Below are 17,407 nucleotides of genomic sequence, written 5' to 3'. Positions count from 1 at the left end.
CCCCCGTAACAGGGAGGCACCGGCATGCTGTTCACCACCACCACGCAACTCGCCGCACTGGCGCTGTGCCTGATCGCAGGCTGGTTCTTCGGGCTCGCCAGCAGCGGCGGCGGCAAGAAGTGGAAGGCGCGCTATGCCGCCGAGCGCGAGGCGCATGCCGGCTATCGCAAGCAGGGCGATACCAGCCTTTCCGCCGCCAACGCCCGCATCGCCGAGCTGGAGCGCGAGAACGCCCGCCTCGCCCGCGCCGCCGAGACGGCGCCCGTCGCCGCGCCCGTCGCTGCCCCCGTCGCACCCGCACCGACGCTGGCGGAGCGGGTCACCGGCCGCCGGCAGACCGCCGCGCGGCCCGCCTATCCCGCCGGGCAGCGGCCGGGCTGGTTCGACTTCGGCGGCCGTTCGCGCCTCTGATCCGGCTCGACACCGCCGCCCGGCCCGGCGATAGTCGCGGGATGGAGAGACAGACCCGTACCGGCGGCCGCATCCTGGTCGATCAATTGCTCGCGCAAGGGTGTGAGCGCATCTTCACCGTGCCCGGCGAAAGCTTCCTCGCGGTACTCGACGCGCTGCGCGATACGCCGGCAATCGACACCGTCGTCTGTCGGCAGGAAGGCGGCGCGGCGTTCATGGCCTGCGCCGACGGTACGCTGACCCATCGGCCCGGCATCGCCTTCGTCACCCGCGGCCCCGGCGCCACCAATGCGGCGATCGGCGTGCACGTCGCCCGCCAGGATTCGCAGCCGATGATCCTGTTCATCGGCGACGTCGACCGCGGCACCCGCGACCGCGAGGCGTTTCAGGAGGTGGATTTCCAGGCGATGTTCGCGCCGCTCGCCAAATGGGCGGCGCGGATCGACGATGCCGCCCGTATCCCCGAATATGTCGCCCGTGCCTATGCGGTGGCGATCAACGGTCGGCCAGGGCCGGTGGTGCTGGCGCTCCCCGAGGACATGCTGCTCGACACCGTCGAGGCGATCGACCGGCCGCGGGTCGAGCGGCTGGCGCAGGGCTGCGACGAGGATGCGCTGGTGCAGCTCGCCGATCTGCTCGCCACCGCGGAACGTCCGCTCGCGATCGTCGGCGGCGCCGGCTGGGACGGGGTCGCCGCACAGGATTTCGCCGCCTGGGCCGATCGCACCGGGGTGCCCGTCGCCGCCGCGTTCCGCCGCCAGGATGCGATCCCCAACGCCTGCCCCAGCTATGCCGGCAACCTGGGCTACGGCCCCAATCCGAAGCTCGTCGCGCGGGTCAAGGCGGCGGACCTGCTGATCGTCGCCGGCCCGCGCCTGGGCGAGGCGACGACGGACGGCTATACGCTCGTCACCCCCGATCACCCCGGCCAGCGCCTCGTCCACGTCCACCCGGATGCGGGCGAGCTCGGCATGACCTATCGCACCGACCTCGCGATCCCGGCGACCATGGCGGAATTCGCCGAGGCGCTGGCCGGCATCGACGGCCCCCCGCATCCCGGCGGCGCGGAGGCGCATGCCGAATGGCGCGCCTGGTCGACACCCGCACCGCGCGAGGGCGTGGCGCTCGACCTAGGCCCCTGCGTCGCGGCGATGCGCGAGGCGCTGCCCGCCGATACGATCATCTGCAACGGCGCCGGCAATTACAGCGGCTGGTGGCACCGCTACTGGCCCTATGCCGCGCCCGGCACGCAGCTGGCACCGACCTCCGGCGCGATGGGCTATGGCCTGCCGGCCGCAGTCGCCGCCGCCTTGCGTCACCCCGAGCGGCAGGTGGTCGCGCTCGCCGGCGACGGCTGCTTCCTGATGAACGGGCAGGAGCTCGCCACCGCCGTCCAGCATGACGCATCCTTGCTGGTGCTGGTGATCGACAATGGCGGCTACGGCACGATCCGCATGCACCAGGAGCGCGAATTTCCCGGTCGCGTCTCCGCCACCCGCCTCGCCAACCCCGATTTCGCGGCGCTCGCCCGCGCCTATGGCTGCTGGGCGGAGACGGTGGAGCGCACCGCGGACTTCGCCGATGCGCTCGCCCGCGCGCAGGCGCAGCGCGGCGTGCGCCTGTTGCATCTCAAGACCGATATCGAGATAATCACCGCCGGCACCACCCTGTCCGCCATCGCCAGCCGGGGCTAGCGGGAGACGGCATAAGCCCGCATTGTCCGCCGGGCTTTGCAGCTGATCCGTACCGTTTTCCGCGATTCAGTCGGGGCAGCCCACGAAGGCCCTACGCGCCGGACTTGCCGACCCGCGCGCCGGCAGCACGCCCCGGCAACGGCGCCGCCAGGTCCCCCGGACCGCCCGCACCGGCGATCGCGATCACGTCATCCGCTTCGGCCACCGCGAAGCCGACGTCTTCCAGCGCGAGCTTCAGGTGGATGCGGGTCAAATGGTCGGCCTCTTCGAACGCGAAGGCCCAGTCTTCCGGCTTACTCATGCGAACGTTAACTCAAGATAGAATCAGCCGTTCCGCAATTAACCACCAAAGTGGTTCGATCGTGCGACGACCTGAATCGCTGCGCCGACGAACCGTCAGCGGCGGCATGGCCGCAGCCGGTTCGCGGTCGTAGCTTGCTAGGCGCGATCGACATTCAAGATGAGGGGTCTCTTCATCCTCCCCCGCCAGGAGGAGGATAGCTGCCGGCTTCGGGTGAAGGCGCATGCCAACCCAATATCCTTCGTCACCCCGGACTTGTTCCGGGGTCCACCGTGCCGCAAAATCAATCGCGTATGGGTGTGCGGCACGGTGGATGCCGGAACGAGTCCGGCATGACGGAGGATTGAAGATCGCGGATCAGACAGCCCACATGCGATAGCTCTGCCCGCAAACGACTAGGCCCGATCGACGTTAAAGATGAGAGATGCTTTTCAGCCCTCCCCCCGCCAGGGCGCATCGGGTTGAATGGCCCCGGCCATTCAACCCGATGCGGTGGCGCCGAAGGCGACGGAGGGGGGACGCACAACGCTGGTGGTCGCTTACCTCCCCCTCCGTCAGGCTGCGCCTGCCACCTCCCCCTGGCGGGGGAGGATTGAAGGTCGACTGGTCCTGGTTCGGCACCGCTGACGAAGCCTCGCCGGGGGACGAACCGGTCGGTCGCGATGCGTTTCGCCTGCGCCGGGTTCCAGAGCGGACAGGCCTCCCCACCGTGGCTCGCATGCGGTGCCGATCTCCGCCTGCCGAATATCGGCGCGCACGACGATACGCGCCCGCCGCGGGTTCTCAAGCCGGCCGCCGACCCCGCCGGTGAGGGCAGGCTGTGCCCATAGCTCGCTGCTCGGGTAATCGGCCTTGGCCGGCTTGAGATGTCCCGCAGCAATCACGACCGGGGCCAGCAGCACGCTTTGGCGGCGCGTCCTTTGGCGACAAAGGAAAGGGCCGCTCCGCTTCCCCGGAACGGCCCTTCACGGCGTGTTCGTCGATCCGATCAGATGTCGTCGCCGAGCGCGCCCTTGACCTTGCCCTTGAACTGCTCGCCCTTGCCTTCGACCTGCTGGGCCTTGCCCTCGGCGGCCATGTCGCCGTCGTTGTTGTGCTTGCCGATGGCTTCCTTCACGTTGCCGATGGCTTCGTTGATGTTGCCTTTGATCTTGTCCGTGAGTTCGCCCATGAGAACCTCCTGCGGTGACGTGCCCCGCCAGCCGGGCCACTTGATCTACAGCAGGACAACGGGTCTGGGTTGGACCGGTTCCGTGACAAATGCTTCAGGGTCGGCGGCGACGTCTTTTGCCTCAGATCAACCCGGCGAGCGGGCTGGAGGGGTCGGCATAGCGCCGCTGCCCCATCCGCCCGGCACGATAGGCGAACCGCCCCGCCTCTACGGCGCGTGCCATCGCCGCCGCCATCATCACCGGATCCTTCGCCTCGGCGATCGCGGTGTTCATCAGCACCCCGTCGCAGCCGAGCTCCATCGCCACCGCCGCGTCCGATGCGGTGCCGACACCGGCATCGACCAGCACCGGCACGCCCGCGCCCTCGACGATCAGGCGGATGGTGATGCGGTTCTGGATGCCGAGCCCCGATCCGATCGGCGCGCCCAGCGGCATGATCGCGACCGCACCGGCATTCTCCAGCCGCTTCGCCGCGATCGGATCGTCGACGCAATAGACCATCGGCTTGAAGCCTTCGTTGGCCAGGATCTCGGTCGCGCGCAGCGTCTCGTGCATGTCGGGATACAGCGTCTTCGCCTCGCCCAGCACCTCCAGCTTCACGAGGTCCCAGCCGCCCGCCTCGCGCGCCAGCCGCAGCGTGCGGATCGCGCTCTCCGCATCGAAGCAGCCCGCGGTGTTGGGCAGGTAGGTGACCCGCTTGGGATCGATGAAGTCGGTCAGCATCGGCGCGTTGCGGTCGGACACGTTGACGCGCCGCACCGCGACGGTGACGATCTCCGCACCCGATGCCTCCAGCGCGGCGGCATTCTGCGCGAAGTCCTTGTACTTGCCGGTGCCGACGATCAGGCGCGAACGGAACGTCCTGCCGGCGACGGTCCACGTATCGTCCGCGATCGGCTTCTGGTGGTCGCCGCCGCCTCCCGCGACCGGATGGTCGCCGCCGCCCCCCGCGACCGGATGGTCGCCGCCGCCGACGAAGTGGACGATCTCGATATCGTCGCCATCCTCGACGCGCACATCGGCCAGCGTCGAGCGCGGCACCACCTCCAGGTTGCGCTCCACGGCGACCTTTTCGGGCACCAGCCCCAGCTCGGTGGCCAGATCGGCGAGGCTGAGGCCTGCTGCGACGCGCTTGTGCTCGCCGTTCACGGTGATCGATACGGTGCCGTCGCTATGGGCCATGACGCTTGAGACTCCTTGCTGCGCTCCATCTAGGCGCGCGATTCCCTGTGTCCACCGGCGACGGACGATTCACGCGAAGCCGCGAAGAGAGGAAGATTGGTTCACGCGGAGGCGCGGAGAAGAAGGGGCGACCGGCGTGCGCGCAGCGCTTTCACGATCACCGTGATGAAAGACGGTCCGCCGCCGCGCGCGGTACACCCTCCGCGCCTCCGCGTGATCGATCCTTCTTAGCGTCTTCGCGCCTTCGCGTGAAAACTCGCCTTCTTTCCCTGACAACGATAAGCCAGCGAGATGACCGACACGATCTTCGTCCTCAACGGCCCCAACCTCAACCTGCTCGGCACCCGCGAGCCCGAGATCTACGGATCGGACACGCTCGACGATATCGCCGGCCAGCTGGAGGATCGCGCCCGCGATCTCGGGCTGGAGATCGACATGCGCCAGTCCAACCACGAAGGGCATCTCGTCGACTGGCTGCACGAGGCGCAGGCGACCGGCGCCAAAGCGGTGATCCTCAACGCCGGCGCCTTCACCCACACCTCGGTCGCGGTGCACGATGCGATCAAGGGCATCCGCACACCGGTGATCGAGGTGCACCTGTCCAACCCGCACACCCGCGAAGCCTTTCGCCACCTGAGCTACGTCGGCCGTGCCGCAAAAGGCACGATCGCCGGCTTTGGCGCGTTGTCCTATGTGCTTGCGCTTGAAGCGGCGGCGCGGTTCTGACAGGAGGCCTCCCCATGACCGACCAGACCCAGAAAACTGACGGCGCAGGTGCCATGCAGGTCGACGTAGACCTCGTGCGCCAGCTCGCCGAGCTGCTCGACGCGACGCACCTCACCGAGATCGAGGTGGAAGAGGGCGACCGCAAGATCCGCGTCGCGCGCAAGGCCGCGGCGCAGGCCGCGCCCGTCTACGCCGCGCCGCCACCCGCCGCGCCCGCGCCCGTCGCAGCAGCACCGGTCGCCGCCGAAGCCGGCGCGATGGCCCCCACCGTAGCGTCCGCCAATGCGGTCAAGTCGCCGATGGTCGGCACCGCCTATCTCGCCGCCGAACCGGGCGCCAAGCCGTTCATCGCGGTCGGCCAGAGCGTCGCTGCGGGGGACACTCTGCTGATCGTCGAGGCGATGAAGGTGATGAACCCGATCACCGCGCCGACCGCCGGCACCGTCCGCCAGGTGCTGATCGAAAACGGCCAGCCGGTCGAATTCGACCAGCTGCTCGTGGTGGTCGAGTAAGTCTGTTGCGTCCGATCAAGAAACTGCTGATCGCCAACCGCGGCGAGATCGCGCTGCGCATCCATCGCGCCTGCCACGAGATGGGGATCAAGACGGTGGCGGTGCATTCCACCGCCGATGCCGACGCGATGCACGTCCGCCTCGCCGACGAAGCGATCTGCATCGGACCGCCGGCGGCGACCGACAGCTATCTCAACATCCCCAACATCATCTCGGCGGCCGAGATCAGCGGCGCCGACGCGATCCACCCCGGCTACGGCTTCCTCAGCGAGAATGCGCGCTTCGCCGAGATCGTCGAGTTGCACAACCTGCTGTTCGTCGGCCCCAAGCCCGAACATATCCGCACCATGGGCGACAAGGTGGAGGCCAAGCGCACCGCCGGCGCGCTCGGCCTGCCGCTCGTCCCCGGTTCGGACGGCGCGATCACCGACGTCGCCGAGGCGCAGGCGCTCGCCGAGCGGATCGGCTACCCCGTCATCATCAAGGCGGCATCGGGCGGCGGCGGCCGCGGCATGAAGGTGTGCGATCGTCCCGACACGCTCGAAACGCTGATGCAGCAGGCCGGCACCGAGGCGAAGGCCGCGTTCGGCGACGCCACCGTCTACATGGAAAAATACCTCGGCAACCCGAGGCATATCGAATTCCAGGTCTTCGGCGACGGCAACGGCAACGCCATCCACCTGGGCGAACGCGATTGTTCGCTCCAGCGCCGCCACCAGAAGGTGCTGGAAGAAGCGCCCTCCCCCGTCATCGGCGCCGCCGAGCGCGAACGGATGGGCGGCATCGTCGCCAAGGCGATGGCCGACATGGGCTATCGCGGCGCCGGCACCATCGAATTCCTGTGGGAAAACGGCGAATTCTACTTCATCGAGATGAACACCCGCCTGCAGGTGGAGCATCCGGTGACCGAGATGATTACCGGCCTCGACCTGGTGCGCGAACAGATCCGCATCGCCGAGGGGCATCCGCTGACCCTGCGTCAGCAGGACGTGCAGTTCCGCGGCCATGCGATCGAATGCCGCATCAACGCCGAGGATCCGCGCACCTTCGCCCCCTCGCCCGGCCTCGTGAAGCAATATCACGCGCCCGGCGGCATGCACGTCCGCGTCGATAGCGGCCTGTATGCGGGCTACAAGGTGCCGCCTTATTACGATTCGATGATCGCCAAGCTGATCGTCTACGGCACCACCCGCGAAGGCTGCCTGCGCCGCCTGCGCCGGGCGCTGGAGGAATTCGTGATCGAGGGTCCGACGACCACGATCCCGCTGCACCAGGCGCTGCTCGACGATCCCGAATTCCAGAACGGCCAATATACGATCAAGTGGCTGGAGGAATGGCTGGCCCAGCAGGGCTGACCGTTCACAAGACCACATCAACGCCTGCACATCGCGCCCTCTCCTTTCAGGAAGGAGAGGGCGTCGCGCCAAGCAGGCCTGCGACCCGCTCCCTCCACCGACCTATACCGGCAAGCTTCGCAGAACTCCCCGTTCTAGGCGGGGCCATCCCGATAGTCTCCGTCACCCCGGACTTGTTCCGGGGTCCACCGTGCCGCAAAACCCATAGCGTATGGGTGTGCGGCACGGTGGATGCCGGAACACGTCCGGCATGACGGAGGATCGAAGAAACCCACCGCGAATCAGACAGCGAAATGCGATCACCCCGCCGGTCGAAGAAGGAAGCATACGCGCAAATACTCTCGACTCTTCAACAACCTGCCCTCACTATACTGTTCCAGCCGCCCAAAAACCAACATGACGCTTGCATGAAATCACCTTCAGCAAGAAACCACTCGCCACGATCTGCATTATACCCGCTGCCTATAACACGGGAGTAAGTCAGATGATGAAGACTCGGGTTTTTGCAACGATCGCCGCCGGCGCCATCCTCGCCATGTCTTCGGCCAGCATCGCCGCTCCATTGCAAGTCAAGGAAAAGGCTCAGGTTCCCGGCAGGAACGGGGCGATGACCAACATCGAACTGCTCAAGACCGGCAAGCATCTCGAAACCGTCAGTTGCCGCGACTTTGGCCTGCTCGACGAAAGCTTCCGCCCGCAAGCGGTTGTGTATGCGGCCAATTACGGCCCCAAGGGCAAGGCGCATCCGACCATGACGCTCGATGGCGTCGAGAATGTCGTCCCCCTGGTCGTCCAGCAGTGCAAGGCGCAGCCGGGCAACCGCTTCATGAGTGCCGTGAAGATGGCGATGAAGAACGCACGCAAGTAAGCCGATGCCGGCCGCTCCGGCCAACGGCAGCGGCCTGAGTGAAGCGTGGTGGAGGGATCGCGGCACCGCAGGCATGCGGGACGCGATCCCTCCACCATAGCTTTGCGGCATCTCCCCTCGCACAAGCGGGGATGATAAGCCCGGATATGCACGCCACCATCTATCACAATCCCCGCTGCTCGAAATCGCGCGAAGCTCTTGCCCTGCTCACCGAAGCCGGCGCGGACGTGACCATCGTCGAGTATCTGAAGCGCCCGCCCACCGTCGCGACGCTGTCGCGGCTCTACGCGCTGGCCGGCCTGTCGCCCTGCGAAGGGCTGCGCATGGCGGAACCCGCCGCCAAGGGGCTCGCGGCCCGCGACGATGCGGCGATCCTCGAAGCCATGGCGATCGATCCGATCCTCATCGAACGCCCGCTGGTCGAAACCGACAAGGGCGTCGTCCTCGCCCGGCCGCCGGAACGGGTCCGCTCCATCCTTTGAGCGGCGGCGCTGTCCTACACGCCGCCGACCCGCTATCCTGCCGGCATGCCCAGCTCGCCCCTCCGCGTCCGCCAGTCGCCCGCGGGACCGCGCGGGGAGCGATTCCGAGGGGGACGTGTCGTAAACTTCGCCAACTTCCGCGGGTGCGACTCGGCCTGCGGCGGCGCCCTGCCCGACGATCGGGCATCCCCTGCGATCCTGCCCGTTTTGCAGGCAGCAGACGGCGCCGAATCCGCATTGCCCCGAGAGGCGCCGGCTGGCACGTTTGGTGCAACACCCGCGCTCGGGGCGAGGGTTCAGTCGAGGGGCGTGTTCCGGTGAAGAAGGTCGAAGCCATCATCAAGCCGTTCAAGCTGGATGAGGTGAAGGAAGCGCTGCACGAGATCGGGGTCAGCGGCATCACCGTGACCGAGGCCAAGGGCTTCGGCCGGCAGAAGGGCCATACCGAATTGTACCGGGGCGCCGAATATGTCGTCGATTTCCTGCCCAAGGTGAAGCTGGAGGTGGTCGTCGACGATGCGCTCACCGAACGCGTCGTGGAGGCGATCGCCGCCGCCGCCCAGACCGGGCGGATCGGCGACGGCAAGATCTTCGTCATCCCGGTCGAAACCGCGCTGCGCATCCGCACCGGCGAACGCGACGAAGCGGCGATCTGACCACTCTCCCCTCCCGCCTGCGGGAGGGGTCGGGGGAGGGCCTGTCCACCCCTTCGTATCTTTAACATGCCCTCCCCTAGCCCCTCCCGCGGGGCGGGAGGGGAACACGAGGAAGACGACCACATGGCTGCGACTGCCAACGACATCCTGAACAAGATCAAGGACGAAGAGATTGAGTGGGTCGATCTGCGCTTCACCGACCCCAAGGGCAAGTGGCAGCACCTGACCATGGTCGCCTCGGTCATGGGCGAAGACGAATGGACCGACGGCCTGATGTTCGACGGCTCCTCGATCGAGGGGTGGAAGGCGATCAACGAATCGGACATGGTGCTGAAGCCCGATCTGGACGCGATCTACACCGATCCCTTCTCGGCGACGCCGATGCTGATCGTGTTCTGCGACGTGGTCGAGCCTTCGACCGGTGAGCTCTATGCCCGCGATCCGCGCTCGACCGCCAAGCGCGCCGAGGCGTATCTCAAGACCACCGGCATCGGCGACACCGTCTATGTCGGTCCGGAAGCCGAATTCTTCATGTTCGACAACGTGCAGTTCGACACGAACTATGCCGGCTCCTATTTCAAGATCGACGACATCGAGCTGCCGACCAACACCGGTCGCGAATATGAAGGCGGCAACCTCGGCCACCGTCCGCGCGCCAAGGGCGGCTATTTCCCGGTCGCGCCGGTCGACTCCGCCGTCGACATCCGCGGCGAGATGGTGTCGACCATGCTCGAGATGGGCCTGCCCTGCGACAAGCACCACCACGAGGTGGCCGCCGCGCAGCACGAGCTCGGCCTCACCTTCGGCACGCTGACCACCACTGCCGACCGCATGCAGATCTACAAGTATGTCGTGCACCAGGTCGCGCATGCCTATGGCAAGTCGGCGACCTTCATGCCCAAGCCGATCAAGGAAGATAACGGCTCGGGCATGCACACCCACTTCTCGATCTGGAACGGCAGCAAGCCGCTGTTCGCGGGTGAGGGCTATGCCGGCCTCAGCGAGATGTGCCTGTACTTCATCGGCGGCATCATCCGTCACGCCAAGGCGGTGAACGCCTTCACCAACCCGACCACCAACAGCTACAAGCGCCTGGTGCCGGGTTACGAGGCGCCGGTGCTGCTCGCCTATTCGGCGCGCAACCGCTCGGCCTCGTGCCGCATCCCCTACGGCACCGGCCCCAAGGCGAAGCGCGTCGAGGTGCGCTTCCCCGACGCGATGGCCAACCCCTATCTCGCCTATGCGGCGCTGATGATGGCGGGCATGGACGGCATCCAGAACAAGATCCATCCGGGCGAAGCGATGGACAAGAACCTGTACGACCTGCCGCCGGCAGAGCTCGCCCAGGTCCCGACCGTGTGCAGCTCGCTGCGCGAAGCGCTGGAGAGCCTGACCGCCGACCACGACTTCCTGCTCAAGGGCGACGTCTTCTCCAAGGACCAGATCGAGGCCTATGTCGAGGTCAAGTGGGCCGAGGTCGCGCGCTGGGAAATGACGCCCAGCCCGGTCGAGTATGACATGTACTACAGCGCCTGAGCGTGCCGAGCCGGCACGCTCAGGCGCTGTCGGCCAGCCTCGCGGCACGCGAGGACTGACGGCGTGGCTCCGCCACGCCGCCGCCCGATGGAGGGGCGCTCGCGAACACCGGGCGCCCCTTCTTATTGACCGAGCCCTCAGGAACGGGCTGTCCTACACCGCACAAGCTCGCTATCGGCCGCCCATCCCGAGCAGATGCGGCCCCTGCCGCCCTCTCGCGCACTGGAGGACGACGACCATGGCCAAGCGATTCTGGGCTCAGTTGATCGAGATGGACGAGGCGATCGAGCCGGCCAGCATTCCCGGCGTGGCCGATCACGAGAGCGCGGCCGACGCGCTGGTCACCGACTTCGTCGGTGCGATGGGTGGCGAGATCACCAGCGGCGCGGTGCGCGTCTGGGTGGAAGGCGGCGCCGAGAAGATCTACGACTGGCGCGCCGAGTTCGAGATGCCCGACACATCGGACCTCGATGATGACGAGGATATCGAGGTGGAGGGCGAGATCGTCCTCACCGAACGGGTGCAGCGCCCCAGCTGACCGGGGCGCCGCACCATCTTCAGGTCATTTCTGGCATGCGACGATCGCGGCGATCACCGACAGCGTCTCCTCCGGATCGCGCACGCGCACCGTGTCGAGCCCCAGCTCCTTCGCCGGATAATCGTTGCCGCCGGGGAAGATGGCATCGCCGATGAACATCATCGCATCGAGCGCGATGCCGCTTTCGTCGCGCAGCTTCTTGAGCCCATAGGCCTTGTCGACACCCTCACGCGTGATGTCGATCGAGGTCGCGCCGCCCATGTTGATCGACAGGCCCGGCAGGCGCTGCTTGAGATCGGCCTGGATGACCTTGCGCTTCTCGAACTTGGGGTCCCAATGCTCCTTCTCGGCCACCGGCGCCTGCTGGCCGAGCGCGGAAAAGGTGATCTGGCTGCCGCGATCCTCGATCCGCTCGCCCCAGGTCCGCTCGGGCACGAAGCCGGTCGCTTCCAGCGATTCATCGAACGCCTTGAGGATCTTCGCCTTCGTATCCTCGTCGAACAGCTCGGCATAGACCGAGCCCCATTCGCCGTCGCGATGGGTGTAGAGCTTGGTGCCGGTGGTCGGCATCAGCCACAGCTTCGACAGGTCGGCGCGTGCCGGCAGGCGGCTCGCCACCTGCTTCTGGAACTGCGGCCAGTCGCCGCCGGAGATCACCGCGACATGCGCGACGCCAAGCAGGTCGGCCAGCGCCTCCCCCATCGGCTCCTGCAAGGGCTGCTTGCTCTCGGCCAGCGTTCCGTCGAGGTCGAAGGCAACCAGCTGCTTCATGAAGATACTCCGATGCGGGGGAAAATGATCGTGTCGATCGCGTGCGCGACACCGTCGGCGTCGTTGCCGGCGGTGACGTGATCGGCGAGCGCTTTGACCGGATCGGGGGCATTGCCCATGGCGATCGCGAGGCCGGCGCGCTCCAGCATCGGCACGTCGTTATACTGGTCGCCGAGCACCGCCACCGCATCGAGCGGCTGGTCGAAGGTCGCGGCGAGCGCCACCAGTCCGTCGCCCTTGTTGGCGGCAAGCGCGGTGACGTCGAGATAATAGGGCTGGCTCCGTGCGATCGTCGCGTCCGCGCCATGCGCCGCCTTGCAGCGTTCGGCGAGGTCGGCGAGCATCGCGTGATCGTCGCTGACGAAGGTGACCTTGTCGGCGCGGTCGACCAATGCGGAAAAGTCGGTGGTGACGACCGGCTCCTGGTTGGATGCCACTCGTTCGTGCTGGACATGCTCGCCTGCGTCCGTGGAGGCGTACCAGCGATCGTCGGCGAAGACCCAGGTGTCGACCGGGCTGTCGGCGGCGATGTCGAGCACGCCGCGGACCGCCGCGGCATCGATGACGTGATGTTCGGCGATGCTGCCGTCGCGGCGGAAGATGATGCCCCCGTTGAAGGCCGCCATCGGTTCGTCGATCCCCAGCGTGTCGGCGATCGGCATGATCCCCGACATGGGCCGCGCGCTGATGACGGTGAAGCCGATGCCGGCCTCCTCCAGCCGCCGGACGGCGTCGGTCGTCGCGGGGGTCAGTTGCTTCTGCTTGTCGACGAGGGTGCCGTCGATGTCCGATACGACTAGCCGGATGTCTGCGCTCACTGCGGCATCTCGACATGGCCGCCGAACCCGAAGCGCATGGCGGAAAGCACCTTGTCGCCATAGGTGTGCTCGATGCGGCTGCGGTAGCGGGCGAAGAGCGATGCGGTGAGGACGTTGGCGGGCACCTTCTCCTCCATCGCGGCGTCGATCGTCCATTGCCCCTCGCCGGAGTCGGCGACGCTGCCCGAGAAGCTTTCCAGTTGCTCGTCCTTGGCGAGCGCGATCGCGGTGAGATCGAGCAGCCAGGAGGAGATGACGCTGCCGCGGCGCCACACCTCGGCGATATCGGTCATGTTGAGGTCGAAGCGTTCATCCTCGGGCAGCTTGTCGCTGTTCTTCGATTTCAGGATGTCGAAGCCCTCGGCATAGGCCTGCATCAGGCCGTATTCGATGCCGTTGTGGACCATCTTGACGAAATGGCCGGAGCCGGCCGGCCCGGCGTGGATATAGCCCTTTTCGGCGCGTGGATCGACGGCATCGGCGACGCGGCCGGGGGTGCGGGTGATCGAGCCGAGGCCGGGAGCCAGCGCGTCGAACACCGGATCGAGCAGGTTCACCGTCTCGGTGTCGCCGCCGATCATCATGCAATAGCCGCGCTCCAGCCCCCACACGCCGCCGGAGGTGCCGACGTCGACGTAATGCACGCCCTTTTCGCTGAGCGCCTTGGCGCGGCGGATATCGTCCTTGTAGAAGGTGTTGCCGCCGTCGATGATGATGTCGCCGTCGGTCGCGCCCTCGCCGATCGCCGCGATCGTGTCCTCGGTCGGGCCGCCGGCGGGCAGCATCACCCACCAGATCGCCGGGCTGTCGAGTTTGGCGCGCACGTCGTCGAGCGAACTGGCGGCCTCCGCCCCGTCCTTGGCGAGGGCCTGCACCGCTTCGGCGCTGCGGTCATAGGCAACGACCTGATGGCCTGCCTTCATGAGCCGGCGCGCGATGTTGCCGCCCATGCGGCCGAGGCCGATCAGTCCGATCTTCATGTCTGCTGTCCTGCGGATGAGTGGATGGAGGGTAGAACCCGGCGGGCGCGAAGTTGTTGCGACCCCGGCCCAGGTTCGGCCGAAGGTCCCAAAAGTCGCGCCCGGAGGGTCTGGAAGGTCACGAAAGTCGCACCGAAGAGGGTGGTTTCCGCCCCCCCAGCTCCTTTTACGCCTCCGCCGGCTGTTTTGCGGCGATGGAACCCAGCAGGTCGTCAAAGGCCTTGGCGAAGGAGGCGACGCCCTCCGCCACCAGCGTGTCGGTGACGCCGGTGAGGTTGAGGCCGAGCCGGTCGGCCTCGCCGAGGACGCGGCGCGCCTCCTCGACATCCTGTTCCAGCGTCGGCGCGACCGTGCCGCGTTCGCGGAAGGCGTCCATGGTCGCCGGCGGCATGGTGTTCACCGTGTCGCGGCCGATCAGCGTGTCGACGTAGAGCGTGTCGGGATAGGCCTTGTCCTTCACCCCGGTCGATGCCCACAGCAGCCGCTGCGGCTGCGCGCCCTTGGCGGCAAGTGCTTGCCAGCGTTCGGATTTCTCGAAATCGAGGAACCATTGATACGCCATCTTGGCATTGGCGATCGCCACCTTGCCGCGCAAGCCCTTCAGCGTCTCCGCCTCGGGGTCGTTCTCGGCCACGCGGCGATCGATCTCCTTGTCGATCATCGTGTCGATGCGGCTGACGAAGAAGCTCGCGACGCTGGCGATCCGGTCGATCGGCTGACCGTTCTTCACGCGCTCCTCGAGGCCCGCGGCATAGGCCTCGGCGACGCGGATGTAGGCGTCGAGGGCGAACAGCAACGTGACGTTGACGTTGATCCCCTTGGCGATCGTCGCGCTGATCGCGGGGCCGCCGGCAAGCGTGCCGGGGATCTTGATCATCAGATTGGGGCGGTCGACGGCATGCCACAGCTTCTCCGCCTCGGCGATCGTCGCATCGGTATCGTCGGCGATATAGGGCGACACCTCCAGGCTGACATAGCCGTCCTTGGCATCGAGCCGGTCGTAGACCGGGCGCAGCGTCTCGGCCGCCGCCTTGATGTCCTGGATCGCCAGCGCTTCGTAGCGGTCGATCGTCGCCGCGCCGGCATGCGCCTTGTCGAATTCGGCGAGGCTGCCGTCATAGGCATCGCCATGACCCATCGCCTTTTCGAAGATCGACGGGTTGGAGGTGACGCCGGTCAACCCGTCCTCGGCGACCAGCTTGTCGAGGCCCTTCGCCTCGAGGAACTTGCGGTCGACGAAGTCGAGCCACACCGCGGTGCCCGCGGCGGAAAGGTCGCTCAGCTTACCCATTGGTCTTCTCCAGCATCTCGCGCGCCACCTTGACGACATTGTCGACGGTGAAGCCGTATTTGTCCTGCAGCTTGGATATGGGGGCGGAGGCGCCGAACGTCGACATGGTGATCGTGCGGCCGTCGAGACCGACGAAGCGGTGCCAGCCGATCTCGCCCGCCTGCTCCACGGCGAGGCGTGCGGTGACGGCCTTGGGCAGCACGCTTTCCTTGTACTCGTCGGACTGGAGCTCATAGCGATACCAGCTCGGCAGGGACACGACGCGGCTCTTGACCCCGTCTGCCTTGAGCTGCTCGTGCGCCTTGACGACCAATGCCAGTTCGCTGCCCGTCGCGATCAGGATGACGTCCGGCGTGCCGTCACAGTCGGCGAGGACGTAGCCGCCCTTAAGCACGCCCTCCGCGGGCGCGTACTTGCTGCGGTCGAGCGTCGGCAGCGCCTGGCGCGAGAAGATCAGCGCGGTCGGACGGCTGGCGTCCTCCAGCGCGGCGCGCCACGCATAGGCGACCTCGTTGGCGTCGCCGGGGCGGATCGTGTCGAGGCCAGGGATCGCACGCAGCGTCGCGAGATGCTCGATCGGCTGGTGGGTCGGACCATCTTCGCCGACGCCGATCGAATCATGGGTGAACACCCAGATGCTGGCGAGTTCCATGATCGCCGACAGGCGGATCGGCGGGCGCATATAGTCGGCGAAGACGAGAAAGGTGGAGCCATAGCTGCGCAGGTGCGACAGTGTCATGCCGTTGACGACGCCGCCCATGCCGTGTTCGCGGACGCCGAAGTGGAAGTTCTGGCCACCGTAATTGTCGGCTTCGAACGAAGGCTTGCCCTTGATGTCCGTCTTGGTCGACGGTGCGAGGTCGGCGGAGCCGCCGATCAGCCACGGCACCCTGGCGGAGAGCGCGTTCAGCACCTTGCCGCCGGAATCGCGGCTGGCGAGGCCCTTTTCATCCGCCGGGAATTCGGGAATGTCCGCATCCCAGCCGTCCGGCAGCTTGTCCTTCAGCATCAGGTCGAGTTCGGCGGCGAGCGCCGGTTCGGCTTCGCGGTATTTGGCGAAGGTCTGCTCCCACGCCTCGCGCAATGCGGTGCCGCGATCGGCGAGCGCGCCGTGGAAATGCTCGGCGACGCCTTCGGGCACGTAGAAGCTCTTGTCCTCGGGCCAGCCATACGCCTTTTTGGTGGCGCGGACATTGTCCTCGCCGAGCGGTTCGCCGTGCGCCTTCTCGCTGCCGGCCTTGGGGCTGCCCCAGCCGATCACCGAATGGACGACGATGAAGGTCGGGCGGTCGCTGGTCGCCTTGAACGTCTCGATCGCCTTGGCGAAGGCCTGGGTGTCGTTGGCGTCGTCGAGATGGATGACGTTCCAGCCATAGGCCTGGAAGCGCAGGCCGACATCCTCGTCGAAGGCGAGGTCGGTGCCGCCCTCGATCGAGATGTGGTTGCTGTCGTAGATCCAGCAGAGGTTGGAAAGCTTGAGATGCCCGGCGAGGCTCGCCGCCTCGGCCGCGACGCCTTCCATCATGTCGCCATCGCCGCACAGCGCGTAGACGTCATGGTCGAAGAGCGTGAATTCGGGGCGGTTGTAGCGCGCGGCGAGCCAGCGTTCGGCGATCGCCATGCCGACCGAGTTGGAGCAGCCCGCGCCGAGCGGGCCGGTGGTCGTCTCGACGCCGGTGGTGTGGCGATATTCGGGATGGCCGGGCGTCTTGGAGGACAGCTGGCGGAAGCCCTCGATATCCTCGAGGCTGACGGCGGGCTTGCCGGTCTTGTTGCCGTCGGCATCGATCTCTTCGATCCCGGCGAGATGGATCAGGCTGTAGAGCAGCATCGAGGCATGGCCGACCGACAGCACGAAGCGGTCGCGATTGGGCCAGTCGGGCCGCGAGGGATCGTAGCGCAGGAACTGCGACCACAGGGTGTAGCCGACCGGCGCCAGCGCCATCGGCGTGCCGGGGTGGCCCGAATTGGCCTTTTGCACCGCGTCCATCGACAGCGTGCGGATGGTGTCGATCGTGAGGCGTTCCAGCGAGCCGTCTTCGTGGATCGCGTTGGTGGTATCGGTCATGGGAATGAAAGCCCTCGCTCTAGCCCTGCGTCGAACGCCTGCACGC

General features: G+C 66.9%; 18 protein-coding genes. 10 read left to right on the top strand and 8 right to left on the bottom strand.

What is annotated here, in order from left to right; all coding sequences use genetic code 11:
• Positions 1-24 precede the first annotated feature (24 nt).
• Together ACTZQ5_RS10075 and ACTZQ5_RS10070 are read left to right on the top strand one after the other, a co-directional pair.
• Complete coding sequence (locus ACTZQ5_RS10075; RefSeq protein WP_443585050.1) at positions 25-411, top strand: hypothetical protein; 387 nt, start codon at positions 25-27, stop codon at positions 409-411.
• A 41-nt stretch (positions 412-452) separates the two neighbouring features.
• Positions 453-2,105: a thiamine pyrophosphate-binding protein gene (locus ACTZQ5_RS10070; RefSeq protein WP_443585049.1), complete on the top strand. Its 1,653-nt coding sequence runs from the start codon at positions 453-455 to the stop codon at positions 2,103-2,105.
• Positions 2,106-2,196: 91 nt separating this feature from the next.
• On the opposite strand, the gene ACTZQ5_RS10065 is transcribed toward ACTZQ5_RS10070, so the two are convergent.
• The 3 genes from ACTZQ5_RS10065 to thiS all read right to left on the bottom strand — a co-directional run bounded on the left by ACTZQ5_RS10065 (position 2,197) and on the right by thiS (position 4,760).
• Positions 2,197-2,406 (bottom strand): hypothetical protein, encoded by a 210-nt coding sequence (locus ACTZQ5_RS10065; RefSeq protein ID WP_443585048.1) that lies wholly within the window; start codon positions 2,404-2,406, stop codon positions 2,197-2,199.
• Positions 2,407-3,394: 988 nt separating this feature from the next.
• Positions 3,395-3,577, bottom strand: a complete 183-nt coding sequence (locus ACTZQ5_RS10060; RefSeq protein WP_443585047.1) for a CsbD family protein — start codon at positions 3,575-3,577, stop codon at positions 3,395-3,397.
• Positions 3,578-3,698: 121 nt separating this feature from the next.
• Complete coding sequence (gene thiS, locus ACTZQ5_RS10055) at positions 3,699-4,760, bottom strand: sulfur carrier protein ThiS (RefSeq protein ID WP_443585046.1); 1,062 nt, start codon at positions 4,758-4,760, stop codon at positions 3,699-3,701.
• Positions 4,761-5,051: 291 nt separating this feature from the next.
• On the opposite strand from thiS, the gene aroQ reads away from it, so the two are divergent.
• The 8 genes from aroQ to ACTZQ5_RS10015 all read left to right on the top strand — a co-directional run bounded on the left by aroQ (position 5,052) and on the right by ACTZQ5_RS10015 (position 11,433).
• The gene (gene aroQ, locus ACTZQ5_RS10050) at positions 5,052-5,486 is read left to right on the top strand and encodes a type II 3-dehydroquinate dehydratase (protein WP_443585045.1); all 435 of its coding nucleotides are present in this window, start codon (positions 5,052-5,054) and stop codon (positions 5,484-5,486) included.
• 14 nt (positions 5,487-5,500) lie between these two features.
• A complete protein-coding gene (gene accB, locus ACTZQ5_RS10045; protein WP_443585044.1) occupies positions 5,501-5,998 on the top strand; it encodes an acetyl-CoA carboxylase biotin carboxyl carrier protein in 498 nt (165 codons plus the stop codon).
• Between the two features lie 5 nt (positions 5,999-6,003).
• Positions 6,004-7,353 carry an acetyl-CoA carboxylase biotin carboxylase subunit gene (accC, locus tag ACTZQ5_RS10040; RefSeq protein ID WP_443585043.1) on the top strand — a complete coding sequence of 450 codons (1,350 nt, stop codon included), beginning with the start codon at positions 6,004-6,006 and terminating at the stop codon, positions 7,351-7,353.
• Positions 7,354-7,837: 484 nt separating this feature from the next.
• Complete coding sequence (locus tag ACTZQ5_RS10035; protein ID WP_443585042.1) at positions 7,838-8,221, top strand: HdeA/HdeB family chaperone; 384 nt, start codon at positions 7,838-7,840, stop codon at positions 8,219-8,221.
• 146 nt (positions 8,222-8,367) lie between these two features.
• Positions 8,368-8,703 carry an arsenate reductase family protein gene (locus ACTZQ5_RS10030; protein ID WP_443585041.1) on the top strand — a complete coding sequence of 112 codons (336 nt, stop codon included), beginning with the start codon at positions 8,368-8,370 and terminating at the stop codon, positions 8,701-8,703.
• 317 nt (positions 8,704-9,020) lie between these two features.
• A complete protein-coding gene (locus ACTZQ5_RS10025; protein WP_115377572.1) occupies positions 9,021-9,359 on the top strand; it encodes a P-II family nitrogen regulator in 339 nt (112 codons plus the stop codon).
• Between the two features lie 123 nt (positions 9,360-9,482).
• Positions 9,483-10,895 (top strand): type I glutamate--ammonia ligase, encoded by a 1,413-nt coding sequence (gene glnA, locus ACTZQ5_RS10020; protein WP_443585040.1) that lies wholly within the window; start codon positions 9,483-9,485, stop codon positions 10,893-10,895.
• 238 nt (positions 10,896-11,133) lie between these two features.
• Entirely contained in the window at positions 11,134-11,433 is a 300-nt protein-coding gene (locus ACTZQ5_RS10015; RefSeq protein ID WP_443585039.1) for a hypothetical protein, read from the top strand.
• 24 nt (positions 11,434-11,457) lie between these two features.
• Here ACTZQ5_RS10015 and ACTZQ5_RS10010 read toward each other — a convergent pair whose 3' ends face one another.
• The 5 genes from ACTZQ5_RS10010 to tkt are packed head-to-tail and all read right to left on the bottom strand — an operon-like array spanning position 11,458 to position 17,361.
• Positions 11,458-12,204 carry an HAD-IIB family hydrolase gene (locus tag ACTZQ5_RS10010; protein ID WP_443585038.1) on the bottom strand — a complete coding sequence of 249 codons (747 nt, stop codon included), beginning with the start codon at positions 12,202-12,204 and terminating at the stop codon, positions 11,458-11,460.
• Positions 12,201-13,022 carry a Cof-type HAD-IIB family hydrolase gene (locus ACTZQ5_RS10005; protein WP_443585037.1) on the bottom strand — a complete coding sequence of 274 codons (822 nt, stop codon included), beginning with the start codon at positions 13,020-13,022 and terminating at the stop codon, positions 12,201-12,203. Before ACTZQ5_RS10005 ends, ACTZQ5_RS10010 begins: the two co-directional genes overlap by 4 nt.
• Positions 13,019-14,218 carry a phosphogluconate dehydrogenase (NAD(+)-dependent, decarboxylating) gene (gene gnd, locus ACTZQ5_RS10000; RefSeq protein WP_443585036.1) on the bottom strand — a complete coding sequence of 400 codons (1,200 nt, stop codon included), beginning with the start codon at positions 14,216-14,218 and terminating at the stop codon, positions 13,019-13,021. Before gnd ends, ACTZQ5_RS10005 begins: the two co-directional genes overlap by 4 nt.
• Positions 14,169-15,293: a transaldolase gene (gene tal, locus ACTZQ5_RS09995; protein ID WP_443585035.1), complete on the bottom strand. Its 1,125-nt coding sequence runs from the start codon at positions 15,291-15,293 to the stop codon at positions 14,169-14,171. Before tal ends, gnd begins: the two co-directional genes overlap by 50 nt.
• On the bottom strand, positions 15,286-17,361 hold the full coding sequence (tkt, locus tag ACTZQ5_RS09990) for a transketolase (protein ID WP_443585034.1): 2,076 nt from the start codon (positions 17,359-17,361) through the stop codon (positions 15,286-15,288). Before tkt ends, tal begins: the two co-directional genes overlap by 8 nt.
• Between the last annotated feature and the right edge of the window lie 46 nt (positions 17,362-17,407).

The organism is Sphingomonas cellulosilytica (assembly GCF_052321755.1).
Taxonomy (GTDB): Bacteria; Pseudomonadota; Alphaproteobacteria; order Sphingomonadales; family Sphingomonadaceae; genus Sphingomonas.
This window is presented reverse-complemented; position numbering and strand designations above follow the sequence as displayed.